Origin of the sequence: Hydrogenobacter sp. (assembly GCA_041287335.1) — a bacterium.
GTDB lineage: Bacteria > Aquificota > Aquificia > Aquificales > Aquificaceae > Hydrogenobacter.
Map to the genome: position 1 here is coordinate 1 of JBEULM010000053.1, position 25,375 is coordinate 25,375.

Annotated in this window: 29 protein-coding genes; 10 read left to right on the plus strand and 19 right to left on the minus strand. The window is 41.4% G+C overall.

Annotation, left to right across the window (positions count from 1 at the left end; genetic code table 11):
- Positions 1-1,385: transposase (locus ABWK04_07985; protein ID MEZ0361811.1), on the minus strand; the 1,385-nt coding region annotated here is incomplete at its 3' end.
- A 155-nt stretch (positions 1,386-1,540) separates the two neighbouring features.
- Here ABWK04_07985 and ABWK04_07990 point away from each other — a divergent pair.
- Positions 1,541-1,858 (plus strand): rhodanese-like domain-containing protein, encoded by a 318-nt coding sequence (locus ABWK04_07990; GenBank protein ID MEZ0361812.1) that lies wholly within the window; start codon positions 1,541-1,543, stop codon positions 1,856-1,858.
- A 10-nt stretch (positions 1,859-1,868) separates the two neighbouring features.
- The gene (locus tag ABWK04_07995) at positions 1,869-2,615 is read left to right on the plus strand and encodes a hypothetical protein (GenBank protein MEZ0361813.1); all 747 of its coding nucleotides are present in this window, start codon (positions 1,869-1,871) and stop codon (positions 2,613-2,615) included.
- Here ABWK04_07995 and ABWK04_08000 read toward each other — a convergent pair.
- Complete coding sequence (locus tag ABWK04_08000) at positions 2,603-4,030, minus strand: acetyl-CoA carboxylase biotin carboxylase subunit (protein ID MEZ0361814.1); 1,428 nt, start codon at positions 4,028-4,030, stop codon at positions 2,603-2,605. The two genes, ABWK04_07995 and ABWK04_08000, sit on opposite strands and share 13 nt — an antisense overlap.
- Positions 4,031-4,123: 93 nt before the next feature.
- Here ABWK04_08000 and ABWK04_08005 point away from each other — a divergent pair, with 93 nt between their 5' ends.
- Genes ABWK04_08005 through ABWK04_08020 form a run of 4 tightly spaced genes read left to right on the plus strand, consistent with a single transcriptional unit; the run spans position 4,124 to position 6,163 of the window.
- Positions 4,124-4,519, plus strand: a complete 396-nt coding sequence (locus ABWK04_08005; GenBank protein ID MEZ0361815.1) for a hemerythrin family protein — start codon at positions 4,124-4,126, stop codon at positions 4,517-4,519.
- 19 nt (positions 4,520-4,538) lie between these two features.
- Complete coding sequence (locus tag ABWK04_08010; GenBank protein MEZ0361816.1) at positions 4,539-4,781, plus strand: NIL domain-containing protein; 243 nt, start codon at positions 4,539-4,541, stop codon at positions 4,779-4,781.
- Entirely contained in the window at positions 4,778-5,701 is a 924-nt protein-coding gene (gene thiL, locus ABWK04_08015) for a thiamine-phosphate kinase (protein MEZ0361817.1), read from the plus strand. The genes ABWK04_08010 and thiL overlap by 4 nt, the downstream gene beginning before the upstream one ends.
- A gap of 42 nt (positions 5,702-5,743) precedes the next feature.
- On the plus strand, positions 5,744-6,163 hold the full coding sequence (locus tag ABWK04_08020) for a CoA-binding protein (GenBank protein MEZ0361818.1): 420 nt from the start codon (positions 5,744-5,746) through the stop codon (positions 6,161-6,163).
- Here ABWK04_08020 and proB read toward each other — a convergent pair.
- Positions 6,160-7,221 (minus strand): glutamate 5-kinase, encoded by a 1,062-nt coding sequence (gene proB / locus ABWK04_08025; GenBank protein ID MEZ0361819.1) that lies wholly within the window; start codon positions 7,219-7,221, stop codon positions 6,160-6,162. The genes ABWK04_08020 and proB overlap by 4 nt on opposite strands.
- Before the next feature lie 19 nt (positions 7,222-7,240).
- On the opposite strand from proB, the gene ABWK04_08030 reads away from it, so the two are divergent.
- The 4 genes from ABWK04_08030 to prfA are packed head-to-tail and all read left to right on the plus strand — an operon-like array spanning position 7,241 to position 12,185.
- Complete coding sequence (locus ABWK04_08030) at positions 7,241-8,272, plus strand: zinc-binding dehydrogenase (protein MEZ0361820.1); 1,032 nt, start codon at positions 7,241-7,243, stop codon at positions 8,270-8,272.
- Between the two features lie 24 nt (positions 8,273-8,296).
- Entirely contained in the window at positions 8,297-10,921 is a 2,625-nt protein-coding gene (gene alaS, locus ABWK04_08035; protein MEZ0361821.1) for an alanine--tRNA ligase, read from the plus strand.
- Complete coding sequence (gene rpmE, locus ABWK04_08040; GenBank protein ID MEZ0361822.1) at positions 10,918-11,112, plus strand: 50S ribosomal protein L31; 195 nt, start codon at positions 10,918-10,920, stop codon at positions 11,110-11,112. The genes alaS and rpmE overlap by 4 nt, the downstream gene beginning before the upstream one ends.
- A complete protein-coding gene (prfA, locus tag ABWK04_08045) occupies positions 11,112-12,185 on the plus strand; it encodes a peptide chain release factor 1 (protein ID MEZ0361823.1) in 1,074 nt (357 codons plus the stop codon). Before rpmE ends, prfA begins: the two co-directional genes overlap by 1 nt.
- Here the strand turns inward: prfA and truB are convergent.
- The 16 genes from truB to ABWK04_08125 all read right to left on the minus strand — a co-directional run.
- Complete coding sequence (truB, locus tag ABWK04_08050; protein ID MEZ0361824.1) at positions 12,176-13,042, minus strand: tRNA pseudouridine(55) synthase TruB; 867 nt, start codon at positions 13,040-13,042, stop codon at positions 12,176-12,178. The two genes, prfA and truB, sit on opposite strands and share 10 nt — an antisense overlap.
- Positions 13,042-13,974 carry an RNA polymerase sigma factor RpoD/SigA gene (locus ABWK04_08055; GenBank protein MEZ0361825.1) on the minus strand — a complete coding sequence of 311 codons (933 nt, stop codon included), beginning with the start codon at positions 13,972-13,974 and terminating at the stop codon, positions 13,042-13,044. Before ABWK04_08055 ends, truB begins: the two co-directional genes overlap by 1 nt.
- Before the next feature lie 4 nt (positions 13,975-13,978).
- Positions 13,979-15,403: a Do family serine endopeptidase gene (locus tag ABWK04_08060; GenBank protein MEZ0361826.1), complete on the minus strand. Its 1,425-nt coding sequence runs from the start codon at positions 15,401-15,403 to the stop codon at positions 13,979-13,981.
- The gene (locus ABWK04_08065; protein MEZ0361827.1) at positions 15,400-16,053 is read right to left on the minus strand and encodes a methyltransferase domain-containing protein; all 654 of its coding nucleotides are present in this window, start codon (positions 16,051-16,053) and stop codon (positions 15,400-15,402) included. Before ABWK04_08065 ends, ABWK04_08060 begins: the two co-directional genes overlap by 4 nt.
- Complete coding sequence (locus ABWK04_08070; GenBank protein MEZ0361828.1) at positions 16,016-16,642, minus strand: alpha/beta fold hydrolase; 627 nt, start codon at positions 16,640-16,642, stop codon at positions 16,016-16,018. The genes ABWK04_08065 and ABWK04_08070 overlap by 38 nt, the downstream gene beginning before the upstream one ends.
- The gene (gene mqnC, locus ABWK04_08075; GenBank protein MEZ0361829.1) at positions 16,639-17,721 is read right to left on the minus strand and encodes a cyclic dehypoxanthinyl futalosine synthase; all 1,083 of its coding nucleotides are present in this window, start codon (positions 17,719-17,721) and stop codon (positions 16,639-16,641) included. Before mqnC ends, ABWK04_08070 begins: the two co-directional genes overlap by 4 nt.
- A gap of 26 nt (positions 17,722-17,747) precedes the next feature.
- Entirely contained in the window at positions 17,748-18,968 is a 1,221-nt protein-coding gene (locus tag ABWK04_08080; GenBank protein MEZ0361830.1) for a 2,3-bisphosphoglycerate-independent phosphoglycerate mutase, read from the minus strand.
- Between the two features lie 8 nt (positions 18,969-18,976).
- Entirely contained in the window at positions 18,977-19,279 is a 303-nt protein-coding gene (locus tag ABWK04_08085) for a hypothetical protein (GenBank protein ID MEZ0361831.1), read from the minus strand.
- The gene (locus ABWK04_08090) at positions 19,258-19,809 is read right to left on the minus strand and encodes a 4Fe-4S dicluster domain-containing protein (GenBank protein MEZ0361832.1); all 552 of its coding nucleotides are present in this window, start codon (positions 19,807-19,809) and stop codon (positions 19,258-19,260) included. The genes ABWK04_08085 and ABWK04_08090 overlap by 22 nt, the downstream gene beginning before the upstream one ends.
- Before the next feature lie 111 nt (positions 19,810-19,920).
- Positions 19,921-21,513 (minus strand): phosphoglycerate dehydrogenase, encoded by a 1,593-nt coding sequence (gene serA / locus ABWK04_08095; GenBank protein MEZ0361833.1) that lies wholly within the window; start codon positions 21,511-21,513, stop codon positions 19,921-19,923.
- Between the two features lie 3 nt (positions 21,514-21,516).
- Positions 21,517-22,014, minus strand: a complete 498-nt coding sequence (locus ABWK04_08100; GenBank protein ID MEZ0361834.1) for a CDP-alcohol phosphatidyltransferase family protein — start codon at positions 22,012-22,014, stop codon at positions 21,517-21,519.
- On the minus strand, positions 22,002-22,766 hold the full coding sequence (locus ABWK04_08105; GenBank protein MEZ0361835.1) for an ATP-binding protein: 765 nt from the start codon (positions 22,764-22,766) through the stop codon (positions 22,002-22,004). Before ABWK04_08105 ends, ABWK04_08100 begins: the two co-directional genes overlap by 13 nt.
- Positions 22,757-23,581: an NAD(+)/NADH kinase gene (locus ABWK04_08110; protein ID MEZ0361836.1), complete on the minus strand. Its 825-nt coding sequence runs from the start codon at positions 23,579-23,581 to the stop codon at positions 22,757-22,759. Before ABWK04_08110 ends, ABWK04_08105 begins: the two co-directional genes overlap by 10 nt.
- A complete protein-coding gene (locus ABWK04_08115) occupies positions 23,578-24,141 on the minus strand; it encodes a D-sedoheptulose 7-phosphate isomerase (protein MEZ0361837.1) in 564 nt (187 codons plus the stop codon). The genes ABWK04_08110 and ABWK04_08115 overlap by 4 nt, the downstream gene beginning before the upstream one ends.
- Positions 24,134-25,015 (minus strand): ferritin-like domain-containing protein, encoded by an 882-nt coding sequence (locus ABWK04_08120; protein MEZ0361838.1) that lies wholly within the window; start codon positions 25,013-25,015, stop codon positions 24,134-24,136. The genes ABWK04_08115 and ABWK04_08120 overlap by 8 nt, the downstream gene beginning before the upstream one ends.
- Positions 25,016-25,020: 5 nt before the next feature.
- Positions 25,021-25,375: alpha-glucan family phosphorylase (locus tag ABWK04_08125; protein MEZ0361839.1), on the minus strand; the 355-nt coding region annotated here is incomplete at its 5' end.

A 25,375-nucleotide genomic window follows, 5' to 3' on the forward strand; every position in this document is an offset into this window, starting at 1 on the left:
AGGCACTTATACCGCTCGCTAAACAGATTTTTTATGAACTCCTCTATCTGTTTAGCAAGGGCTTTGTCAATGCTGTGTAATCTGGAGCTACTTACCCGGTAAGCACGGCTTACCAGATTTTTCGCTCCATTCACATCAGCATTGGCTTTGTATCCACATAACCTGCATTCAAATTTTTCCTGTGTTTTCCTGTTCTCCTTATCCACATAACCACATGAACTACATGTCTGTGAGCTATAGGCTGGATTAACTTCTATGACTTCTATACCGTATTCCTCTCCTATCTCCTGTAGCTTCCTCTTTAGCTCACCATAGCCGTATCTTACAATAACCCGCTTTACAGCTTTCGGATACTCTAACAAAAACTTCTTATAAAGGCTCTTGAGGTTCTCTATGACTATCATTTTCGGATTATAAAGCTTTACAATCTTGTTTATTATCCTTCTTACTTCATTCTTTATAAATGCAGACAGCCTTTCTGTAAGCCTTACAAACCTCTTGCTCTCTGCTGGCTTTATTCCCTGCCTTTGCAGGTTTCTTTGCAATCTGTCTATCTTCTCCGCATATTCTTTAACCTTCTCATATAGCCTTCTTCCAAACATATCTCCTTTTGAACTTGTTAAAAAGTTCCTCAGTCCAAAGTCCAAGGCTATTACTTCATTTCCTTCTATCTTCTTTGGTTCTACCTCTTTTACTATCCTTAAAGTGCCATCTTCTCCTATCTGAACTAAATTTGTTGTTTTTCTTCCTCTTTTCTCAAAGTAGTCATGAAATTTGACAGGCAAATAAATGGGTTTTCCTTTCTCAAGTGTAGATAGTCTTATCCATCTGTCAAAATGTGTGGCTTTCTCTGGCTCTTCTATCAGGGCAGTCTTACTGTCAAGTATGAGAGAGACTTTTTTAAACTTTGGTTTTCTCCATTTGTTCAGTAAATGCTTGAAGACCTTTTTGACTAACAGCCTTTCTTCCTCTGTTATCTCATATTCAAAAACAGTCTTGTTTCTATAATCCACATAAACAGCTTTTTCAGACTTTCTTATGAGCCATTCGTTGTTTTTGTTCAGGTATAACAAAACCCTCTTAGTTTTTTCTGGCAGGTTAGAGCTTTTGACAATTTCAGAAAATCTGTTTTTGATATTGGAAATAAAGCTTTCCAAAACAGGTACTACCACATGGTATTGAATGGTGTATTTGTATCTCTCTGACAAGTTAGACCTTATATGTTTTATATTTGCCTTTCTGTTGAAATAGCCTGTGTTAAAAAATAGAAACCACTGATAACTGGCTATTTCTTTTGCTGTTTTTCTGTATTCTATGAGCAATTTTTTGATAATGTCTATTTTTCTTTTTGTCAGAGGGCATGAGACTTGAATGGCTCTATGCATCTTTATACTGAGCAATATAGTATGCTTGGGTAGATTTGTCAATAAAAATTGGAACTGGTTTCAAAGACTTCTTACCCAAACGTGTTAAACTCCTTGCATAGAATTTTATGTATATTATAATATTTTTATTTGACAATAGTTCGAGGAGGTTCACCATGTTCCAAGTTCCTGAAGTGTCTTCCGAAGAAGCAAAAAAGATGCTTGAAGAAGATAAACAGGTGGTGCTACTTGATGTGAGAACGCCTCAGGAGCATGCACAAGTCAGGATACCAAACTCTAAACTAATACCTCTGGATGAGCTTCGTTACGCTTATAAGGATCTTCCTAAGGATAAAAGGTACATAATTTACTGCAGAAGTGGGGAAAGGAGCGCTTTTGCCACTTACTTCCTGAGACATATGGGATACGAAGCTTATAACCTATCAGGAGGTATTTTGCTTTGGCCATATGAGAAAGAGACGGGAATAGGTTAATATTTCTCATATGATCTATCTGTTAGTGTTGTTGATTTTGTCTTCATGCGGTATAAAAGCTAATCCTGAACCGCTTCCTGAACCTCTTGTTGAAATAAGAAGATTGGGAGATAATGTTTATGTAAGATCCTTGCAAGGTAACATACAAGTGGAAGGTTTTGAAAAGTTAGATGGATGGTTTATGAAAGAAGATAAAGAAGCCTTCTGTTTTATCGTCAGGAGGATAGGTGGAAAGAGCGGCAAATTCTGTGTGGGAAAGTCTATACAAAAAAAGCCTGCTGTAATCTTAAAAGAAAATGATAGCAATCTCCTCATTGAAGCTTCTGGCTTTCCTTCTTATAGGCTTTATCCCTTATCGGATGGTAAGTTAGATATCTTAAATGGTGCAGAGTTCAGGGGTATATACAGAATAAGCAGGGATTACTTTAGAAGATGTTACGCTATTACCGGCGTATTGGATGCTGTAGAGAGTGAACCTTACAACTTTTGTGTGGAAGCTAAAAAAGTTCCACCTATAAAGGACGTAGAGAGGCTTGAGTATCAAACCATATCAGATAAGATATACCTTATCTGGTCTTATACTCCGGATGATCTTTTTAAAGAGTTTGTAATTTATAAAGATGGTAAAGAGGTGGGAAGTACGCAAAGCTACATGTATGAGGACACCCTTCCTGAGGGGAAAACCACTTACACGGTGAAAGTGAGAAACAAACTGGGTTTTGAAAGCTCTGGAAGAAGCATAACTTATAGCCCATAATAAGAGGCTATCGCAGCCGAAATAGCCAAAGTTATGTCTTCAGGATTCTTTTGATCCTCTATCTCAAAGTCATATGTAGGGAGTTTTTCCTCAAGGAACTTTATACCGAAGTATCCATTTATGAAGTCTGGGTCTCTTATTATCTCCCTGTGAAGGGATATGTTGGTAGGTACACCTCTAACTATAAATTCGTCTATGGCTCTTCTTGCCCTTGCTATCACCCTGTCCCATGTGAGAGCCCAAACACTGAGCTTTGCGATCATTGAGTCATAATAAGGCGGAATAACAAAATCTTTATATACACCTGCATCCATTCTAACTCCCGGACCACCCGGTGAGTAGTAAGCCGTGATCTTACCCGGTGCAGGAGCGAAGTTTCTCTTTGGATCTTCCGCATTTATCCTAAACTCAATGGCGTAACCTCTGAAAGTTATATCACTTTGTGTAAAGGGAAGAGCTTCTCCCGAAGCCACTCTAATCATGTTTTCTACTATATCAACACCGGAAACCATTTCTGTTATGGTGTGTTCTACCTGAAGCCTCGTATTCATCTCTATAAAATAAAACTCGCCTTTTTGTATATCCGCAAGAAACTCAAGTGTACCTGCACTTTCATAACCCACCTGCATCATAGCACGTACGGAAAGTCCGAGCATTTTGTTCCTCATTTCTTTCGGCAAAACCGGGCAAGGTGTAACTTCAAGTACCTTTTGGTGTTTTCTCTGTATAGAACAGTCCCTCTCACCCAGATGAACCACATTTCCATACTTATCTCCCAGAATTTGCACCTCTATGTGTTTTGGGTTTTCCAGATACTTCTCTATAAAGAGATCACCTTTTCCAAAGAAGGTTTCAGCCTCTCTATAAGCCGACTCAAAAAGCCCTGGAAGGTCATCCTCCCTTTTTACAACCCGCATACCCCTACCACCACCTCCGTAGGCGGACTTTAACATTACGGGAAAACCTATTTCTTTGGCATAATGCAGAGCATCTTGCGGATCTCTCAGAGGCTCATCTACACCAGGGACGGTTGGAAGCCCAAGATCTTTTACTATCCTTTTGGCTTTAACTTTATCCCCAAACATCTCTATGTGTTCCGGCTTTGGTCCTATGAAGGTTATACCCCTTCTTTGACAGAATCTTGCAAAGTCTGCACTTTCCGCGAGAAATCCGTAACCCGGATGTATGGCATCTGCGCCTACAGACTTGGCTAGATCCACAATCCTCACGTAGTCCAAGTAAGCCCATATAGGATCTCCCGGTATAAGGTAAGACTCGTCGGCTTTTTTAACGTACAAAGATCTGGCATCCGCTTCTGAATATATGGCAACAGTTCTAATGCCAAGTTCTTTACAAGCCCTTATTATCCTAAGGGCTACCTCACCTCTATTGGCTATCAAAACTTTCCTGAACATAACATTTATTTTAGCTTGTCTGATAGTTATCATGCTTTACGAAAAATCTAAGTATATATTTACTTAAAATTAAAAACTGAAGGAGGCAAAGACATGATAATGAAAAAAACTGACTTACCTCAAGTGGCAAACTCCATAATGAACGCCCTTCATGAAGATGAAGTAGAGATCATCAACGAGCTTTACAAGGCTTGTGAGGAAAATGACATGGTGAAGATTGATCAGATGATGGAACTTTTGCTTTATGACATTGAAGAGCATTTTTCAACGGAAGAGGAGCTTATGAGAGAAGGAGATTTTTTTGCATATCCGATGCATAAGGCTGAACACGATAGCATGAGAAAAGAAGTAAATGCTCTCAGAGACAGTTGGAAGAAAAACAAAAGAGCCGAAGAAATTTCGGATTTTATAAAGAATAGACTCATACCTTGGCTTTTGCTTCACATAGCACGATGGGATTCTACAACTGCTCTACATTTAGGAGATTGAGATGTTTTATAATACCTGCATGAACTTAGTAAGGTTACAGCTTATATATCCTGAGGAAAAGGTAAAAGAGCCTATTCTTTGTATGGTGTGTAAGAACTTTGATGTTAGTGTAAACATAAGGACTGCAAAGGTCACTAAGGATACTGGTATTCTCACAGTTGAGCTGGATGGAGAATCTGAAGAGATAGAGCGTGCTATCAAGTTCATACAGGATCAGGGCGTTCTCGTGCAACCCTTAGAGGGGCAGATCTTTTCCGAATGAGGATATCACAGATAGGAGAATTTGGACTCATTGAGCGTTTGAAAAACATACTTTCTTCACCACTCATAGGTGACGATACCGCACCTATCCAGATAGACAGCAAAACTTTCCTTCTTACAACGGATAGCATGATCGAAGACAGGCATTTCAAGAGGTTTTATCCGCCACAAGCCATCGGCTGGAAGGTCATAAGTATCAACGTAAGCGATGTGGTTTCCAGCGGTGGCACACCGCTTTACGCTCTGGTCTCTCTTGCATTACCCGATTTGGAGGTATCATACGTGGACGCTCTCTATAGCGGTATAAAAACCGCGTGTGAGTTTTACGGTTGCCAGGTTGTGGGAGGAAATCTCGCCAAGTCTGAAAAAATAAGCATAGATGTGTTTATGATGGGTAAAGCAGAAAGATTTGTTTCAAGAGCAGGTGCCAGGCCCGGTGATAAGCTTTACGTTAGTGGTACACTTGGAGATGCCAAAGCAGGGCTTGAACTTTTACTTTTTGAAAAAAAACATTATGAGGAATTTGAGTTAAAACTCATAGAGAGGCACACAAGACCCACAGCGAGGATAGATTACATAAAGCATATAAGCAAGTATGCTAACGCTTGTATAGATTTGAGTGACGGACTTTCTTCAGATGCATGGCATATATCAAATATGAGCAGGGTAAGGCTCTCAATAAAAAAGGATAAGATACCCATCTCCCAAGAACTTTATCTCTTTTGTAAAAAGCATGGTAAAGATCCTACACAATACGCATTAAGCGGTGGAGAAGATTATCAGCTACTGTTTACACATCCAAAAGACAGATACAACCCATTCCTTGATATGACGATCATAGGAGATGTTGAGGAAGGAACGGGTGTTTATCTCAATGGAGAACTTATGCATCCTGAAGGCTTTGACCACTTCAAATTGTAAAGAGAATGGAAATGAACGCCCAAAAGTGTTAAAATGATAAACATGAAAGAACTTCATCATCCCCATAAAGATGATGCTTTGGAAGTTTTGAAAAGATCAAAAACCGTTGTAGTGATAGGTATATCACCGGATCCCGAAAGACCATCCTACTACGTAAGCGAGAGGCTTCTGAGCAGAGGCCTTCACAAAGTCTACTTTGTAAATCCTAAGTACGCAGGTCAGGAAATACTGGGAATTAAGGTACTACCTTCTATGCTGGACATACCGGAAAAAATTGATATAGTAAATGTATTCAGGAATCCGGCTCATATAGAACCCATACTTGAGGAAGCGATTAAAGTAGGTGCAGGATGTGTATGGCTTCAACCTGGCTGTGAAAATTTGGAAGTTATAGAAAAATACAGAGATAAGGTGCGTATAGTGTGGAACGCCTGTATAGGCGTTGAGGCTGGATACCTTTAAAAAATCACCAGATTGTCTCTATGTACCGCTTCCTCTTTTGTAGTTTTCAGAATGTTTTTGACTTCTTCTCCTTTCTTTCTCAACACCCGAAGAAGCTCATTGGAGGAAAAATTGACTTTGCCTTTTCCCACTAAATAACCATCTTGTAAGTATATGCTTACAGTGTCACCCTTTCCAAACATACCTTCCACCTTCACTATTCCAGCTGGCAAAAGACTTTTACCTTCTTTTAAAGCTCTGTATGCGCCTTCATCTATATAAATGATACCTTTTGGCTCTTCCATCATAGCTATTACTTTCTTCCTGTGCTTGAGGGGTTTTGGAGAAGGTTTGAAGTATGTGCCAGAAGTTTTCAGATGTATGATATCAAGAAGGCTATCCTCTTTGCCTGTAATGATCACATGCATTCCAAGACTGAGGGCAAGTTTCGTCGCAAATAGCTTGCTAAACATCCCTCCCGTACCAAACTCGGAACTTATGCTTTTTATGAAGCTAAAAGCTTTATCTACATCCTCAATGTAAGACACTATTTTGTCTTCGTGATCCCTAAGCCCTCCTGCTGTAGATAAAAACACGAGAAGCTCCGCATCCATCATAAAAGCTGTATGCACAGCAAGAAAGTCGTTATCTCCAAAGACAAGCTCAGAAACTGCGACGGTATCATTCTCGTTTATAACGGGAACCACACCGAGTTTAAGCATCTCTTCAATAGAGTTCTTGCTGTTATAAAACTTCGCCTTCTCTTTAAATACGTCAGAAGTCAAAAGTACCTGTGCGGGGATAAGTCCGTAATTGGAAAATACTACGTCGTACACATGCATAAGGTATGCTTGGCCTACTCCAGCAAGTGCTTGCTTTAGAACGAGCTGTTTTGGTTTTTCCTTTATACCGAGCTTTTTAGCACCGCAGAGTACAGCACCTGAGGAAACCAGAAGTACCTCGCCTCCATCCCTTTTGATGGTCTTTATCTCTCTTGCAAGCTTTGAAAGGAAAGAAAGGTCTATATCTCCATCCTGAGTCTGTATCAAGTTAGAACCTATCTTTATCAAGACTCTCATCAGTTATAATGATAACACTATGAGAGCTGTTATACTTAGATCCTTCGGTGGTGTAGAAAATCTTGAGTACGTGGAAGATTTCCCGAGACCTGAAATAAAAGAAGATGAAGTGCTTGTAAGAGTAAAGGCTGTAGCCCTTAACCATCTTGACATATGGGTAAGAATGGGAGCACTTGCAGTAAAGCCTGATCTCCCACACATACTCGGTTCCGATGTGAGCGGTGTGGTGGAAAAGGTGGGAAGTCTTGTCAGAAACGTAAGGGAAGGCGATGAAGTTGTTTTGTCCCCCGGGCTGTCATGTGGCGTATGTTACGAGTGCCTTTCTGGAAGGGATAACCTCTGCAGGTATTATGACATTCTTGGTCTTAAGACAAAGGGTGGCTATGCGGAGTATGTGAAAGTGCATGCAAGAAATGTAGTTCCAAAACCAAAGAATTTGAGTTTTGAAGAAGCATCAAGCTATCCACTTACTTTTCTCACCGTATGGAATGCTCTCGTAAGAAAGGGGAACATAAAACCTTATAGCAGAGTACTCATATGGGCAGGATCATCAGGAGTGGGTGTGGCAGGTATACAGATAGCCAAGCTCATGGGAGCCTTTGTTATAACTACCGCAGGTAATGCAGAAAAAGCCAAAAGATGCAGGGAACTTGGAGCTGATATGGTGATAAATCATTACGAGGAGGACGTAGTGAGTAAAGTAAGAGAAGCATTCAGGGAAGGTGTGGATCTCGTTATGGATCACGTAGGTGAAAAAACCTTTCGCAAGAGTGTAGAATGCCTCAAAAAGGGAGGAAAGTTAGTCTTTTTTGGAACCACAACGGGAAGCAACACACAGGTAGATATAAGATACGTGTTTGTGAGAGAGATAGAGCTTTGTGGCACTTACATGGGTGTGGGTGCAGATCTTTTTAAGATCAGTGAGCTTTTTGAGAGAGGACTCTTAAAACCGGTTGTGGATAAGATATTTGATTTAAAAGAAGCACATCATGCCCACGAATATTTGGAAGCATCCAAACACTTTGGTAAGGTTGTGCTTAGGGTGACGTAAAGACATATCTTATAATTAATAACCATGTTTTCTACGGATGAGATCAGAGAGCTTTTTTTGAGCTTTTTTGAACAGAAGGGACACACAAGGGTAAGGAGTGCATCCTTGGTTCCTGAGTCCGATCCCACACTGCTCTTTGTAAATGCCGGTATGGTACCTTTCAAAAATGTATTCTTAGGTATAGAGAGGAGACCTTACACAAGGGCTGTTTCTTGTCAGAAGTGCCTTAGGGTTTCAGGCAAGCATAACGATCTTGAAAGTGTAGGTTACACATCAAGACATCACACATTTTTTGAAATGCTCGGTAATTTCTCTTTCGGTGATTACTTCAAAAAAGAAGCTATAGAATACGCTTGGGAATTTGTGACTCAAAGACTAAAACTTCCGTGTGAGAAACTCTACATAACAGTTTTTAAAGATGACGAAGAGGCATACAGCATATGGAGGGATCACATAGGTATCCCCGAAGAGCGCATATGGAAAATGGGAGAAGAGGATAACTTTTGGCAGATGGGAGAGACAGGTCCGTGCGGACCTTCTTCGGAGATACATTACGATAGAGGAGAGGGTCTTGAAGGAGGGGAAAGATACTTAGAAATATGGAATCTGGTGTTCATGCAGTATAGCAAAAATCCAGATGGGACTTTGACCCCTCTTCCCAAACCCAACATAGATACTGGTATGGGACTTGAACGTATAGCGAGTGTCCTTCAAGGTACCAAAACCAATTACGAGATAGACATCATAAGACCCCTTATAACTTTTGGTGAGGAACTTTCTGGAAAGGCTTACGGTGAAAGCTTTGAAACTGATGTTGCTTTAAGGGTCATAGCGGATCATCTGAGAGCTGTTACTTTTGCCGTATCCGACGGCGTTTTGCTTTCCAATGTAGGAAGGGGCTATGTGATAAGAAGAATACTGAGGAGAGCGCTAAGGTACGCTTACAAACTTGGCATAAAGGAGCCTTTCCTTTACAGAGGTGTTGATCTTGTTGTTCGGCTCATGAAGAAGGCATACCCGGAGCTTGAAAACAGCGCATCCTTTGTAAAGGGCATACTGAAAGCTGAGGAAGAGAGGTTTCTAAATACTTTTCAGAATGCCCTACCCTTTGTTGAAGAAGTACTTCAGGAAGCTCTCCGTGAAGGCAGAAAGTTTATAAGTGGTTCTCAAGTATTTACCCTTTACGACACGTATGGCTTTCCTTTGGACATGCTCGAAGACATAGCGCGGGAGAAGGGGCTTTCCATAGACATGGAAGGATTTAAAGAAGAGATGGAGATCCAAAGGCAAAAGGCAAGAAAACACTTTAAAGTATCTTCAAAGGAAGTAAAACCTGTCTATCAACACCTCAAAGATATAGGAAAGACTACCCAGTTTGTTGGGTATACCCAATACGAGGCAAAGACAAGAGTAACAGCCATTTTAAGAAACGGCGAGCTAATAACTGAGCTTAAAGAAGGGCAGGAAGGGGAGATAGTGCTTGAAAAAACACCCTTCTATGCTGAAAGAGGTGGGCAAGTAGGTGATAGAGGTATTATAAAAGGTGATGACGCCTACTTTGTGGTGGAAGACACCCAATCACCTGTAGATGGGGTTGTGTTACATATAGGAAAGCTCATAAAGGGCAGTATAAAGGTTTCGGATGAGGTAAATGCGATAATAGATATAGAGAGGAGAGAGGACATAAAGAGGAATCATACCGCAACACACCTTCTTCATTCAGCCCTGAGGCATCTTCTTGGTGATCATGTCAGACAGGCGGGATCTCTGGTAAGCAACGAATATCTGCGCTTTGATTTTACTCACTATGAGGCTTTAAGTTGGGAGGAGCTGGCTAAAGTGGAAGAGCTTGTAAATGATCACATACGCAAAAATTATGAAGTTACAACACAAGAAACGGAATACGAGCGCGCTATAAAAGAGGGAGCTATAGCCATATTTGAAGAAAAATACTCTGATAGGGTAAGGGTTATAACGGTAGGTGAAGTTTCAAAGGAACTTTGCGGTGGCACTCACGTCAATAGAACGGGAGATATAGGATACTTTAAAATCGTATCTGAATCTTCCGTGGGTGCAGGGGTAAGGAGGATAGTTGCAAAAACAGGGAGATGGGCTGTAGAGCATGCCTTTTTGGAACACAGAACGATCCAAGAACTTAGTGCAAAACTTGGAGTAAAACAGGATGAACTTCACGATGCGATAGAGAGGTTGGAAAGACAGATTAAAGAAAAAGAGAAAGAACTTTCAAGACTTAAAGAGCTTTTCATTAGAGAGAGGATAAGAAAGGACCTTAAGGAAGAGGAAGTGAACGGCGTAAAAATCTATTGGGGCGTATTTGAAGATACAAATGCGGAAGATCTGAGGGTTATGGCGGACATTATAAGAAATTCCTGCCAAAATTGTGTAGTATTCTTTGTGAGTAAGAGGGAAGGTAAAATATCAACCCTACTGGCAATTTCCAAAAGTTTGACATCCAAGTTTTCTGCAAAAGAGATGATAAAGGAAGTGGGTATGGTAATAGGAGGAGGAGGAGGAGGAAGGGACGATCTTGCTCAGGGGGGAGGCACAAATACGCAGGCTATAGATAAAGCGGTTGAAAGATTGAAGGAGTTGATATATATTAATAGGTTTACGGAGGTAAAGGAATGAAAAAGGGAATTCATCCTGAGCTTAAAACTACAACCTTCGTGTGTGGATGCGGAAACACCTTTACTCTGCTTTCCACTAAAGGTGGTACTGTTTACCTTGAGGCATGCAATATGTGTCATCCTTTTTATACTGGGAAACTTAGGATAAAACCTTTTTACCTTGAGCTGGTGGGAAGCGCAAAAGAGGGGTGATGCTCCCTGCGGAGTTAGAAAAGAAGCTACAGGCTTTAGAAAGAAGATACGAAGAAATACAAAATAAGCTGAGTTCTCACGAGATTATACAGGATAGGTCGCAGTTTGCTAAGCTTAGCAAGGAGCTTAAGGATATTGGTGAAGTTGTGGAAGCATACAGAAAGTATAAGAAGATACAAAAAGACATAGCTGGAGCTAAAGAACTCCTAAAGTCTGGTGAATTTGAAGAGCTTGCCAAAGAAGAGATAAGGAGGCTTGAAAAGGAAGCACAGCAAGCAGAAAGGAAGCTTAGGATACTTATGCTACCTAAGGACGAGAGGGATACAAAAAACGTGATCCTTGAAATAAGGGCGGGGGTAGGTGGCGAAGAAGCTGCCCTTTTCGTAGCCGACCTTTTGAATATGTACCAAAAATATGCGGAGGAAAAGGGTTGGAAATTTAGCATACTTAGCGCTAACAGGACCGGTTTAGGAGGATTTAAGGAAGTTATAGCGCTGATAGAAGGACAAGGAGCTTATTCAAGGCTCAAGTACGAAAGCGGTGTACACAGGGTACAGAGAATTCCGCGCACCGAATCGGGTGGAAGAATACACACATCTACAGCAACGGTGGCTGTCCTTCCGGAGGTGGACGAGACGGAACTTGAGATAAATCCGCAGGATCTCAAAATAGAAACCTTCAGGGCAAGTGGTGCAGGTGGGCAGTACGTAAACACTACTGAAACTGCTGTAAGAGTTACTCATATACCTACCGGTATAAGTGTTGCTTGTCAGGACGAAAGATCTCAGTTCCAGAATAAGCAAAAGGCTCTCAAAATACTTTACGCGAGGTTAAAGGATTATTATGAGAGGCAAAAAGAGGAGGAAATAGCTAAGGAGAGAAAGATGCAGGTAGGTACCGGTGAAAGAAGCGAGAAGATAAGGACATATAACTTTCCTCAAGGCAGGGTAACGGATCACAGGATAAATCTCACCCTCTACAGACTTCAGGACATACTTGAGGGAAAGCTGGACTGGATCATACAGGCACTTATAGAACATGATATAGATGAAAAACTCAAAGCTCAAGTTTGAGGAAGCAGTCTGTATGCTTTAAGCCACTTACCATCTGCCACGCCTACACCGATAAACTTTTCATCATCAAAGAGCCTTACAAAGGTTCTTCTTTCAGAGCAGGAAAGTAGAGTCACGGGTAAACCCTTTTTTATCCTTTCCGCATTCCTAACATCAAGTCTTACCGCAGGTAAAAAATTGAGGGCTTCCCAGATAGGTATCGCCACCCCATATATATCGGTAATACTCATCAATCTTTCGTATGCTATAGCCATATTGACATCAAAAGATCCTATTTTTATTCTCCTCAACTCCTCTACATAAGCACCACAGCCAAGTTTTAAACCTATATCATTTACTAAGCTTCTTATGTAAGTACCCGAAGATACGCAAAATAGGAGTTTCAGTTGGGGTATTTTACACTCCAACAGCTCAGCTTTAAAAACTTCTACTTCCACACTTTTTAGATTCACTTTTATACCTCTTCTTGCAAGATCATAGGCTCTTCTGCCTTCTACCCTCTTCGCTGAGTAAGGTGGTGGCAGTTGGGAAATTTTTCCCAGAAAGCTCTTGAGAACTTTCTTCACATCTTCGCAGGATGCATTTACCTGTATTTTCTCAAGCACCTTACCCTCTGCATCGTAAGTGTCCCTTATCTCGCCGAGTTTTGCAACAGCTACATACTCTTTGGGAAGTCTGATGAAAAACTCAGCGTACCGTGTAGCTTCGTTCAGCAAAAGGATCAAGAGTCCTGTAGCCATTGGGTCCAAAGTACCTGTATGCCCAGCCTTGACTTTAAACCTTTTTCTCAAGTTTTCTACGATCTTAGAAGAAGTCAAACCTTTAGGTTTATCCACCAGAAGTACGGAAGGGATCATCAGCTGAGAAAATCTTTTAGATGCCTTTTCATAGCCATGTTTCTAAGCTTTCTCAAGGCTCTCGTTTCCAACTGCCTGACCCTTTCTCTTGAAATGTTGAGTATGTCCCCTATCTCCCTTAGTGTTCTTGGCTCTTCTCCCCGTAGACCAAAGCGAAGCTCTATAACTCTCCTTTCCTTTTCGGGTAATCTGTCCAACATGTCACCTATTTCCTTCTCAAGCACCTCCGTGATGATCCTCTCTTCAACATCTGCAGTTCCATGCTGACTTAAAAAGTCAACGAAGAAAGTGTCTTCGTTTTCACCTACTGGTGCATCTAAAGACAGCGGAATCCTACATACCTGAAGACACCTTTCTACCTCCTCCGGACTTATTTTAAAGCCCTCCTTTTTAAACCTTTCCTCTATTTCCTCCTTGGTAGGCTTTCTTTCAAGTTCCCTTTCAAGCTCTCTGGATATAATCTCTTTTGAGTACTCCTCCGCAACTTCTTCAGGAGTAGGTTCTCTCTCCAACTCTCTGAAAAGCCTGCTGTATATACTACCTATCCTGTTTATTACGTGTGCCTGCTTTAAGGGTATTCTTACAGCACCTGTCTGTTGAGAGAGTGCTTGCATAATAGCCTGTCTTATCCACCAGACTGCATAGGATATGAATTTTACGCCTCTGTCAGGATCAAATCTCTTCGCAGCTTCAATGAGACCATGATTTCCTGCTGCTATAAGCTCAGAAAGGGGTAGTCCGTAACCTAAGTACTGCTTAGCTATGTTTATGACGAACCTTAGATTAGATTCCACGAGCTTCCTGAATGCTTCCTGATCACCTTCTTTTGCACGTTTTGCAATTTCCTTTTCTTCTTCGGGTGTCAAGAGGGGTATCTTTGCAACCTTCTTAAGGTACTGATTTATAAGTTCCTGTTCCGTATCAGGTATCATAACTTTACCTCAGATTTAACACAATATAAAGGTTTGTATCTCCCCTTCTTATGAGAAGAAGCACTTTATCTCTTCCCAACCTTCTCGCACTGTCTATAGCTTGCATAAGTTCAGATTTTGTTCCAACAGCTCTGTTGTTGACACTGATTATTATATCTCCCGGTCTTATTCCACTCTGATAAGCGAGACTTCCTGGCACAACTCCGCTTACATATACACCCTTCACGCCTGCACGTCTTTCTTCATCTGGAGTCATATCCCTAAGCACTAATCCTATATCCTGAGCTTCCGGTCCTGCCTGAGATATCTTAACTTCTTCAGGCATGGCTTCTACCTTAACTCTTATCTTCTCCTCTTTTCCGTTTCTTACTATTGTCAGTGTTATTTCTTTACCCGGGGGTGTTTTCATCACCTTAAGCTGAAGATCTCTTACGCTACTCACCTTCTCATCATTTATAGCTATGACGACATCCCCAACTTTCAGTCCTGCCTTCTCGGCTGGGCTTGAAGGCATGACCTGAGCTATTATTACACCTTCTTTTACTCCCAGGGTTTCTGCCATATCAGGTGTTACTTCCTGTATAACTACCCCAAGCCAGCCCCTCGTGACTTTGCCTTTGGCTATGAGTTGATCGGCTACCCATTTGGCTAAGTTTATAGGTATGGCAAAGCCAAGTCCTTGACCCTCAGCCACTATAGCGGTATTTATACCTATCACCTCACCTCTTATGTTCACAAGAGGTCCGCCGGAGTTTCCAGGGTTTATGGGTGCATCCGTTTGAATAAAGCTTTCATACTGCGTAACACCTATGGATCTTTTTAGAGCCGATATTACACCCATAGTTACCGTCCTCTCAAGCCCATAAGGATTGCCTATGGCTATAACGAGCTGTCCAACTTTTAATTTGTCAGAATCTCCAAGCCTTGCTACCCTTTGCTGTGGATCGCTTATACCCTTTGCGTCAACTTCCACAACCGCTATGTCCGTTTTTGGATCCGTCCCAACTATCCTACCCCTCTTTTCTGTGTGTTCATCAAATCTCACCTTTATAGCTTTCGCGTTCTGCACCACATGATTGTTGGTTAGTATGTAAAACTTATCGCTTTTATAATCTATAATGACACCTGAGCCTAAAGACCTCCTTTCTTGGGGAGGCATCTGGAAAGGGAAAGGAAAAGGGAACTCTTCACCAAAGGGATTCTGCATCTGAACTTCCTGAGTTGCAAAGATGGTAACTACGGAAGGCGAGACCTTGTCCACTATTTGAGTAAGTTCGTTTTGAAACTCAGAAAGTAGGTCACTTTTCACCAAGGGCGTGCTGTCTGAGCGCTCCATTTGTGCCTGAACCTTCTGAGCTTTACAGCCGGTGAAAAGAAGAAAGGATGCCAAAACTAAGGATGAAAGGAAGAGCATTTTTAACCTCCTCATACTTTTACCTCACAGGACAAGAATAACACACTAAAATACGGTGTGTCAATACGTGATATCATATCCTCCAACCTCTTTTTTGACATTATAACACCCCCTTTTAAAGGGTTAAAGGATGTCCCCGTATAGTGGAAGAATCTGATAAGGTCCCAGCCTCTAAAAGGTACTTCAATATCTAAGATGAAGCGATCCAGAACCTTAACATCCTTCAAAAGGTTGATGATCTCGCCCTCACGTGGGAAGGGAAAGCCAAACTCTCTTAGACTTCCCTCCACCGGCAAAGCAAGTAATACCTGCTTTTTAGAGACTCTTAATGCTTCGGGTATACTTCTTCTTATATCTGTCCAATGAAGGGAGAAGTTGCTTATTACAAGATCAAACTTTCTGTCCTTGAAGGGTAGCGCCTCAGCCTTCCCAAGAATCACCTTGCCAAAACGCTCCTTATATATATTTGCCATGCCTTTTGATATGTCTATACCTATAACGTTTTTTAATCCTCTACTTGCAAATCCAGTACCGCATCCCACATCAAGGGCAAGTCCACAATCCGTTCTCATACTCACAAGTACGTCTGCGCTTGTTTTTTGGGGTAAGGCCCAATCGTCATATGTTTTAAAAGCTCTTGAGAATTTTAGGGATAAGATACTCATATCCTCTCGGAAAGTGACCTCCTGTGAATGTAATAAATTTAGATCCCTTTATCAGGTTGTAAAGTGCCAATCCAGACTTAAAAGGTACTATCTTATCTTCTTCACCTTGCAGTATTACCGTCCTTTGCCTGATATAAGGCAGAAGATACGTTAGGTCAAGGTTTATGTAATCTTCAAGCATCTTATAAGCGGTACTCAGTTCAATACTATCCTCAAAATCCTGCCAATGAGCCATCTTTCTGAAATGTTTCACGAAACTGTGACCTTCTTTTCTGAGTCTCAAAAGGAAAGCCCTTATATTTTTCTCATTCCAAGATGTTCCAAAACAAGGCGTAGTACCTATAAGAATAAGCCCTTTTACCTTATTGGGAAATCGCAATGCGGTAAGTATAGCTAAACTACCACCCATAGACCATCCGAGGAGAACATTTTCGGAAGGTATCCTCATCGCTATATCCTTAGCAAGGCTCTCAAGATCCCTGTAAATCAAATTAGACCTTCCATGAGCTGGAAGATCAAGGCTAAAACAGTCCAAACCCTCAAAGACCTTTGAAGAAAAACCCCAGCCGTGAAGACAAAAAAGTCTCACGCGAAAACTTTAAGTATTCTATAGTAAGTGTCTCTCTGAGCTGGTACAAAGCCAGCCGACCTTATGGCATCTATCATATCTTCTACCTTGGGGATGTTTACTCTATACGAGGTTGAGGAGATGACATTTTCTTCTATCATCACGCTTCCCATATCGTTCGCTCCAAAATGCAGTCCTACAGTACCCACCTGCATAGTTTGTGTTACATGAGAGCTTTGTATGTTTCTAAAGTTGTCAAGGTATAGTCTTGAAAGTGCAAGAACCTTAAGGTAATAAATAACGGAAGCTTCCTCAAGGTGATCCAGTTGGGTGTTACCCTTTTTGAAAGTCCAAGGTATAAAAGCGGTAAAGCCTCCCGTCTGGTCCTGTATGCGCCTTATTCTCTCAAAATGCTCCACTATATGGTGAGGCTTTTCTACGTGTCCAAACATCATAGTGGCTGTTGAGGTCATACCAAGTTCGTGAGCTGTCCTGTGTACCTCTTCCCACTGCTCTACTGTGCATTTTCCCGGACTCAAAAAGTTCCTCACATCTGAGGATAAGATTTCAGCACCGCCACCCGGGAGTGAATCGAGTCCTGCTTTTTTAAGTCTTTTAAGGACATCTTTTATACTCATTCTTTCAAGCTTGGAAAGATATACGATCTCTGGTGCAGAAAAGGAGTGTATCTGAACCTGAGGAAAGCGTCCTTTTATTGTACTTATAAGATCTTCGTAGTATTCTATAGGTAGTTCAGGGTTTAGTCCACCCTGCATCAAAAGAGTTGTCCCTCCCCAATCTACGAGTTCTTGAACCTTTCTGAGTACTTCCTCTTTATCTAAAAGATAGCCCTCCGGTGATCCTACCTTCCTCTGAAAGGCGCAGAACTTACATCCAGCAACGCATATATTTGTGTAATTTACGTTCCTGTCTATTACAAAAGTAACTATGCCTTCGGGATGGAAGCGCTTTCTTACCTCGTTTGCTAAAAAGCCCAAAAGTCCGAGATCGGCTTCAAATAGAGAAAGAGCCTCTTCTGGACTTATCCTCTCTCCTTCAAGCACCTTATCCTTTATGTAATCAAGGCTATGAGTTCTCATAAAAACCTCCTGTTTTTCAATCTAATTTAAGCTCCATACTTGGCAAGTCTCAATGAATGTGCAAGCATTAAATTCATAAGCTTCTCAGCAGGAAACATTCCAAGCTCTCCCTTCAGGCACTCTCTCTCTGTGAAGCGTTCACAAGTACCTCCCAAAACGTATGGAGAGTGCAAAAGTACGGGTACGGGATGCCATGAGTGTCCTTTAAGCACCGAAGGTGTTGAGTGATCCCCTGTTATTACAAGGACATCGGGCTTTAGGCTCAGAAACTCGGGTAGAAGGCTATCGAACTCCTCTATAACTTCCACCTTCCCCCTCCAGTTTCCATCCTCTCCGTAAGAGTCCGTTTTCTTTATGTGAAGAAAAAAGTAGTCATAATTTTCCCAGACATCCTTCAGAGCTTTGAGTTCATCTTTTATGCTTGAACCTTCAAGTTTTATAACGTCCATGCCCACCAAACTGGCAAGTCCTCTATACATTGGATAAGTAGCTATAGCACAAGCTTTGAGGCCAAACCTTTCTAAAAAACTCTCTATCTTTGGCTTTTGAGAAAACCCCCTAAGAAGGACGTAATTAGCTCTTGGCTCATCTTTTAATACATTTTCAGTTATAGCCAAAAACTTCCTCACTACTTTGGCAACCTTTTCAGAAGATTCATTTTTGCCGTAAGGTGTTATAGGTTCATACCCTTCCCTCTGGGGATCCGTATCCCCAATCTGTTCGCTCCCTTCAGGAAGAGGATATGGGAACCTTAAAATCAGAGCAAACCTGTGTTCCATACCTGGCGATAGGATAAGTTCCACATCATCTATTTTTTGGACAGCTCTGGCAAGCTTCTGAGTTATTCTTCTATTTTCATCTGTGGAGATCCTTCCAGCCCTCCTGTCCTTTACTATGATCTTCCCATTTTGCCTCTCAACGGTTGCGTAATTTCCCCTTATGGCTATGTCCGTGTCTTTTACCTCAAGTCCCAAACCTAAAGCCTCTAAAATACCTCTGCCTATCTGGTACTTTACAGGATCGTAACCAAATATACCCAGATGACCCGGACCGCTACCTGGAGTAATACCAACATCAACAGGTATATGCATGCCTAAAGCGGATATTCTTGCAAGCTTGTCAAGATTAGGAGTTTTTGCAATTTCAAGCTCCGTACTATTGTTCTCTACCGGGAGTCCTCCAAGACCATCAAGAACTATGAGGAGAAGCTTTGTGGAGTTTTTTTTAATCACGGATCCAAGCTCCATGCGTATTATTATAAGGTAACCTGAGGATTTTCCACTTTAATAGTGTATAGAGTCTTTTTGGGATATTTTTCAGCCTCCTGCAGAAACTCCCTTGCTTGAAGCTCCTGACCCAAAGCCATATTAACAAGCCCAAGCAAAAGATACTTCTCGTAAGAGTCTTCCGCAAGCATGAGCCATTTTGTAGATTCCAAATACTTAAACTCAAGTATGTATCTTACACCTACAGAAAAGGCATCCTTTTTGCCCTCAAGGTCCATCTTTTTGAGCTTCACTCCATCCTTGTAAATGACTATTCTGAACTTGACACGCATAGGGATGATGGTTCTCTCCACTCAAAGAGTTTAAAAAGAAGTTCCGAATTTGTCCTTTTGCTTATGTGACGCTCTTTGGGTATCTCCTCTACCTGAACAAAATACAGACAGTTAGTTACACACTTAGAAACGCAGGAAGGTAAAAGCCCAGCATCTATCCTTTTGTAACAGTAGTCACACTTTTCTACCTTCATGGTGTTGGGATTAAAAGTTATAGCACCGTAGGGACAGGCTATTATGCATGCCTTACAACCTATACAGAGCATCTCTTGAACGTAAACTATGCCATCTTGCCTTTTCTTCATGGCTGATGTAGGGCATGCAAAAACGCACGGTGCGGGCTCACAATGAAAGCAGTTCATGGGAAGAAAGAAGGCATCTGGACTGTCTGAAAGTCCCTCCATTCTAAATACCTTCATAGGTTTTATATTGAAGTTTTCTATGCCTTTTTCCTGCTTGCAAGCAATTTCGCAAGACAGACACCCTATACATCTGTCCAAATCTATCAGCATAACGGGTCTTTTACTCATGCCTACCTCAGGGAATAAATTATACTCCTATGAATCTTTTTGTCAGATTTGTGATAGCTTGTGCTTTGTGTGTTAGCTTTGCTGTGTTGATCTACTTTCTGCTAAAATTTTTTACACAATAACCTGCTTAACAAAAAGTATTTCGGGAATCTTTGAGAGTTCTTCAAGCACCTTTTCAGGAACAGGATCGTCCAGATTTAAGATACCAAGAGCTATTCCACCTCTCTTTTCTCTTCCCAACCTGAAGCCAGCTATGTTCACTCCCGCCATACCGAGTACAGATCCCACTTTCCCTATAACTCCAGGTACATCCTTATTTTCAAAGATAAGCATTATACCCTCAGGTTCCACATCCACTCTGTAGTTGTCTATTCTGAATATCCTCGGTATGTGACCTTCAAGCACGGATCCTGCAACAGTTCTTTCTGAGCTATCCGATCTTACTACCGCCTTTATGTAATGTTTGAAATCCTCAACTTCTTCAGACATTACCTCCTCCACCTTTATACCTCTATCTTTTGCCACATAAGAGGCATTTATTATATTGACAGGAAAATCTACTACTTCACGAAGTATACCCATAAGAACTGCAGAAGATATAGGATGAAAGTGTTGTGCTATATCTCCCCTTACCTCTATATGAACCTCCCTTATGCCTTCCTCAGCCCACTGAACCAAAAACCTTCCCATCTTTTCCGCAAGGTCAATGTGAGGTTTTATGAGCGTAAGTACGGAAAGATCCGGAAAAGGTGCATTTACAACGTACTCAACAGTCATACCCCTGAGAGCTTTTATTACTTGTTGTGCTACTATGACCGCCACATTCTCCTGTGATTCGTAAGTGTTAGCCCCTATATGAGGACTCAAAGATACGTTGGGAAACTTTTTGAGTCTCTCTATAAACTCTACAGGTGGAGGCTCTTTTGAAAACACATCAAGCCCAACTCCTGAGATCTTCCCTGTTTCCAAAGCCCAGATGAGATCCTCATCGTTTACTATGCCTCCCCGTGCACAATTTATAAGTACAGCGCCATCCTTCATTAACTCAAACTCTTTTCTGGTTATCATGTTTTTTGTTTCGTGGGTGAGAGGTGCGTGTATTGTCAAAACATCTACCTGCCTTAACATATCGTGGAGATTGTCTAAGAGCTTTACACCAAGCCTCTCAGCCTTTTCTCTCGGTATGTAGGGATCGTAAGCCATAACTTTCATGCCGAATGCTTTTGCCCTAATAGCAACTTGAGATCCTATGTTTCCCAAACCTATTATGCCGAGGATTTTGCCGTACAGCTCCCTACCCATAAACTTCTTCCTGTCCCATCTCCCATCAAGTATGGACTGATGGGCTATATGAGCGTTTCTCATTACGCTAAGCATGTGATTTATAGTGAGTTCTGTAGCGCCTATGGTGTTGGCTCCAGGCGTGTTTATCACCAAAATACCCCTAAGTGAGGCTCTCTCTATATCTACATTGTCCACTCCTACACCTGCCCTTCCGATAACTTTGAGATTTTCCCCCCTATCTATGAGTTCCGCTGTCACGGGTGTTCTACTCCTTGTTATTATGGCGTCGTATTGCTTAACTATCTCCAAAAGCTCTTCATAAGATATGTCAGGTTGGTTGTCCACCTCAATGTCTGGCTCCCTCGTGAGTAGCTCAATTCCCTTTTCTGAGATGGGGTCAGTGATTAACACCTTAAACATTTTCTACCTCCTCTCAAAGGTTGTATATTTTAGCAGATAATCGTACATGGATGTATAACCGAAAATTATCGCTATCCAAAGTGTCCAAATACCCACGCTGTAGCCAAGTGAAAGTAGGAATATACTCAAAAACTCAAAGAAGGCTTTAGTTTTTCCCAGATAGGATGCTTGCATAATATAGCCCTTCTCCACGGAAATACTCCTCAAGAAAGACACTAAAAGTTCCCTGATCAGTATGAGAAGGAAGGGTAAAGGTGGTACCTCATGTAAGTATAGGAAGGCGGAAAGTACCGAAAGAAAAAAGACTTTATCAACCATGGGATCAAGGAGTATACCCCACTTGCTTTCCTTCCTGTTTTTTCTTGCCACGCTACCATCAAGCAGATCAGATAAAGCTCCTATAAGTATGAGAAAAGAAGAAAAAGCTTTATTTTCTTCTAAGACTGCGTAAAAAGCGGGAAATGTTAACAAAAACCTTACAAGAGTTATTAGGGTAGCCATTTGTATGATTTTAACATCAGCTCACCTTCAAGATCTCTCACAAATTGGTAAGCTGTCCTACCAGAAAAGCCTTGTCTTTGGCTTGCCCACTTTAATGCCCTTTGTGTAAGTTCTTCTTCGTTTATACTCAGACCTTTTATTTTTACGTAATTTTTTACTATATCAAGATACTCCCTCTTTCCAAAAGAGAAAAAGCCGAGCCTTATTCCAAACCGTTCTACCAAAGAAACCACCTGGATACGCCCTTCTTCGGGAAATTTCTCTTCACGTTCACTTTCCTCCATGAGGTTTCTTCTGTTTGATGTAACATAAACAACCACGTTGGGAGGTCTCTCCTCAACGTCACCATCCAAAAGAGATTTTAGTATATTAACCTGCTCATCATGATGCTCAAAGGACAGGTCATCAAAGAAAAGTATGAACTTTTTTTGAGTGCCTCTTAGTAGCTCATACAGATCGGATATGTGTATTATGTCCATCTGGTATATCTGTACCATTCTGAGTCCATCTTTGCCAAACAATCCGAGCATGGATTTTACCAGCGAAGATTTACCGGTTCCTCTATCTCCCCAAAGAAGTGCATCGTGTGCCGGAAGACCTTTAACGAGTTTAAGGGTATTCTTTCTGAGTTCCTCCTTTTGTTTGTCTATGTGTAGTAACGTTTCAAAATCTGGGATATGTGGCTGTAATATGGGTTGTAATTTACCATCTTTGAATCGAAAAGCCAGCGCATTCTCAAAGTCTATCCCCATTTTAACTTCTCCTTGAGTATCTCAAAAAAGCTCCTTTTCGGATTTGGATACATAAGACAATAGTATTTTGATTTTTTTATTATTACCTGATCGCCTTTTTTTAGTGACATACCCTTTTGACCGTCAAGGGTCAAAAAAGCCATACCATCTGGGGAGAGGTTTATAAGCTTTATCTCAAAATTGCTGGGAAGTACGAGAGGTCTGTTGGAAAGGGTGTGAGGGCATATAGGAACAAAAAGAAGATTTTCGGATAGGGGGTAGACGATGGGTCCTCCGGCGGACAGCGCGTATGCGGTTGAACCCGTAGGTGTTGATACTATAACACCATCCCCAAAGATCCTCATCATAAACTCGCCTTCAGTATAAGCGTCAAGCTCAAGCATTCGCGCTATGGTGCTTTTTGATACTACCACATCGTTGAGGTAATCACCCAGAAAATGCCTTATTTTTCCTCTTTTGAGGTATGCTGAGATCATCATCCTCTTTTGTAGTTTTATTTGATCTTTGAGTGCTAAATCAAGTACTTCAAAGGCGTACTCCTTTTCCACTTCTGTAAGAAAACCGAACCGCCCTTCGTTTATACCGAGAATAGGCACGCGATATTTGGCCACAAGTCTCGCACCCGCAAGAAAGGTACCATCACCTCCTATTACCAAAAGCAAGTTCTTATCTTCAAGATTCAGCCTGCACTTACTTCCCCTTAGGTTTATGAACACTTCCGTGAAGACACCCCTCTTTTTTAAAAACTCCTCAACCTTTTTTGATGTTTCTATAGCTTTTTCGCTGTCTTTGACGAACAAAAGCGCTCTTTTCATAAGAAAATATCTACTATTTGGCAAAGCACATGCCCTAAGGTTATGTGGCATTCCTGTATTCTCGGTGTTTCATAAGATGGGACTACAAAACTGTAGTGAGCTATATCCACAACCTTACCACCTTTCTTACCTGTAAAGGCTACGGTCGTAGCCCCAAGATCGTGAGCTTTTTTGAGACCCCTTACCACATTTTCCGAATCTCCTGATGTCGTTATACCTATGACTACATCACCCGGTGTACAGAGAGCTTCCACTTGTCTTTCAAAGATCGTCTCAAAACCGTAATCGTTGCTCACAGCGGTAAGTATGGAGCTATCTGTAGTTAAAGCTATTGCAGGAAGAGCCTTTCTTTCCTTTTTGAACCTCCCCACAATTTCTCCGGCTATGTGCTGAGCATCCGCAGCACTTCCTCCGTTGCCAAAAAGAAGTAGCTTGTTACCATCTCTTAGAGCCTGAGCAATAAGCTGTCCCACCTCAATTATCCGTTGGGCATACATTTCCACAAAGGCTATCTTTACGTCCGCACTTTCCCTAAAAGAGTTTATTACCAGATCAAGTATCCCTCTTGAGGTTTCCAACGGTCAACCTCCTCATGGTTTTGAAAAACTCCATGAGCATGTGTTTATGATACTCTTCCTGATTTTCTATAAAGGTAAAAAGTCTCTGTATTTGTGGATCTTTGAGTGACTCCATCTGTTTTTTGTAATCCTCTTTTGTGCTTTGTTCGTACTCTATCTCCTGAGTAACCTGCTTTTGAAGTTCCTTGAGAGGTTTAGGTGAAAGGTCCGCTGATATATCGGGCATAGCTCCAAACTCCCCGATCTTTTCTCCTATCTTACCCATGTGAGTCATGCTTTCTATGGCAAGGTCAAGCATTATGTCCCTGTAAGCGCAGTCTTTTGTGTGGAAAAACTGGTAAAGGTAATTTATTATGGTCTGATACTCCTCTTTGAGAAATCTGTTTAGCATGTCAAGAGTCTGCTGATCGGCTCTTTTCGTTTCTCCCTCCAAAAGTATGGTCTCTTTTGCCAGTTGCATAAGCTCAGTAAACTCTATTTTATGATCCTCCTCATCCTTTATGACCCTTTCCAAAAGCTTCTTTACATCATCGTCCTTGACTATTTCTAACTGTTTTGTGTAGGTATCTATAGCCATCTGCTCCGCATCCACATCTTTTGCCATCATATCTTCCCAATCTGGACCTCCAACCACTATCATGTCTTCAAGTCTATTTAGGACCACTTGACCTCCCAGCTTTACCACCTTCTGAGCAAACCACTTTAGATGCCTCATTTCCTGTCTTGCTATAACTTCTACTTCTTCAGTTATATTTTTGTCCGTTATGAGGAATATGTGGTAAAGATACTGAACTATAGCTGAGTGCTCAAGAGCTACATCGTACAGCAAAAGGGCTATAAGTTCTTTTTTATTCATTTTTCTCACCTCAATCCTATTTGGTATATCTTACTAATATACTCGCTCACCATCCTGTGTGTGTTAAAGAATGGTCCTATAGTGGCTATGCTGTTTTCCATCATCAAGACCCACGCGTCCTTACTTTTGTAATACATAGGTATGATCACATAAGCGAGTTTCCCGTATATGTCCTCAAGATCCTCCTCATCTGTAGATTCTGAAAGGTCACGCCAGTGAGGTTTGGGACCTATTCCCCAGCCGTTTACACCTTCTATACCTCCTTCCAACCACCAGCCATCCCAGGTGGAAAAGTTTAAAACCCCGTTCATACCTGCCTTCATACCGCTCGTTCCACACGCCTCGTAAGGTCTTTTTGGA

Coding starts and splice junctions, on each gene's coding strand:
- ABWK04_07990 (MEZ0361812.1), top strand. CDS start 1,541: ATGTTCCAAGTTCCTGAAGTGTCTTCCGAAGAAGCAAAAAAGATGCTT.
- ABWK04_07995 (MEZ0361813.1), top strand. CDS start 1,869: ATGATCTATCTGTTAGTGTTGTTGATTTTGTCTTCATGCGGTATAAAA.
- ABWK04_08000 (MEZ0361814.1), bottom strand. CDS start 4,030: ATGTTCAGGAAAGTTTTGATAGCCAATAGAGGTGAGGTAGCCCTTAGG.
- ABWK04_08005 (MEZ0361815.1), top strand. CDS start 4,124: ATGATAATGAAAAAAACTGACTTACCTCAAGTGGCAAACTCCATAATG.
- ABWK04_08010 (MEZ0361816.1), top strand. CDS start 4,539: ATGAACTTAGTAAGGTTACAGCTTATATATCCTGAGGAAAAGGTAAAA.
- thiL (MEZ0361817.1), top strand. CDS start 4,778: ATGAGGATATCACAGATAGGAGAATTTGGACTCATTGAGCGTTTGAAA.
- ABWK04_08020 (MEZ0361818.1), top strand. CDS start 5,744: ATGAAAGAACTTCATCATCCCCATAAAGATGATGCTTTGGAAGTTTTG.
- proB (MEZ0361819.1), bottom strand. CDS start 7,221: ATGAGAGTCTTGATAAAGATAGGTTCTAACTTGATACAGACTCAGGAT.
- ABWK04_08030 (MEZ0361820.1), top strand. CDS start 7,241: ATGAGAGCTGTTATACTTAGATCCTTCGGTGGTGTAGAAAATCTTGAG.
- alaS (MEZ0361821.1), top strand. CDS start 8,297: ATGTTTTCTACGGATGAGATCAGAGAGCTTTTTTTGAGCTTTTTTGAA.
- rpmE (MEZ0361822.1), top strand. CDS start 10,918: ATGAAAAAGGGAATTCATCCTGAGCTTAAAACTACAACCTTCGTGTGT.
- prfA (MEZ0361823.1), top strand. CDS start 11,112: ATGCTCCCTGCGGAGTTAGAAAAGAAGCTACAGGCTTTAGAAAGAAGA.
- truB (MEZ0361824.1), bottom strand. CDS start 13,042: ATGATCCCTTCCGTACTTCTGGTGGATAAACCTAAAGGTTTGACTTCT.
- ABWK04_08055 (MEZ0361825.1), bottom strand. CDS start 13,974: ATGATACCTGATACGGAACAGGAACTTATAAATCAGTACCTTAAGAAG.
- ABWK04_08060 (MEZ0361826.1), bottom strand. CDS start 15,403: ATGAGGAGGTTAAAAATGCTCTTCCTTTCATCCTTAGTTTTGGCATCC.
- ABWK04_08065 (MEZ0361827.1), bottom strand. CDS start 16,053: ATGAGTATCTTATCCCTAAAATTCTCAAGAGCTTTTAAAACATATGAC.
- mqnC (MEZ0361829.1), bottom strand. CDS start 17,721: ATGAGAACTCATAGCCTTGATTACATAAAGGATAAGGTGCTTGAAGGA.
- ABWK04_08080 (MEZ0361830.1), bottom strand. CDS start 18,968: ATGGAGCTTGGATCCGTGATTAAAAAAAACTCCACAAAGCTTCTCCTC.
- ABWK04_08085 (MEZ0361831.1), bottom strand. CDS start 19,279: ATGCGTGTCAAGTTCAGAATAGTCATTTACAAGGATGGAGTGAAGCTC.
- ABWK04_08090 (MEZ0361832.1), bottom strand. CDS start 19,809: ATGAGTAAAAGACCCGTTATGCTGATAGATTTGGACAGATGTATAGGG.
- serA (MEZ0361833.1), bottom strand. CDS start 21,513: ATGTTTAAGGTGTTAATCACTGACCCCATCTCAGAAAAGGGAATTGAG.
- ABWK04_08100 (MEZ0361834.1), bottom strand. CDS start 22,014: ATGGCTACCCTAATAACTCTTGTAAGGTTTTTGTTAACATTTCCCGCT.
- ABWK04_08105 (MEZ0361835.1), bottom strand. CDS start 22,766: ATGGGGATAGACTTTGAGAATGCGCTGGCTTTTCGATTCAAAGATGGT.
- ABWK04_08110 (MEZ0361836.1), bottom strand. CDS start 23,581: ATGAAAAGAGCGCTTTTGTTCGTCAAAGACAGCGAAAAAGCTATAGAA.
- ABWK04_08120 (MEZ0361838.1), bottom strand. CDS start 25,015: ATGAATAAAAAAGAACTTATAGCCCTTTTGCTGTACGATGTAGCTCTT.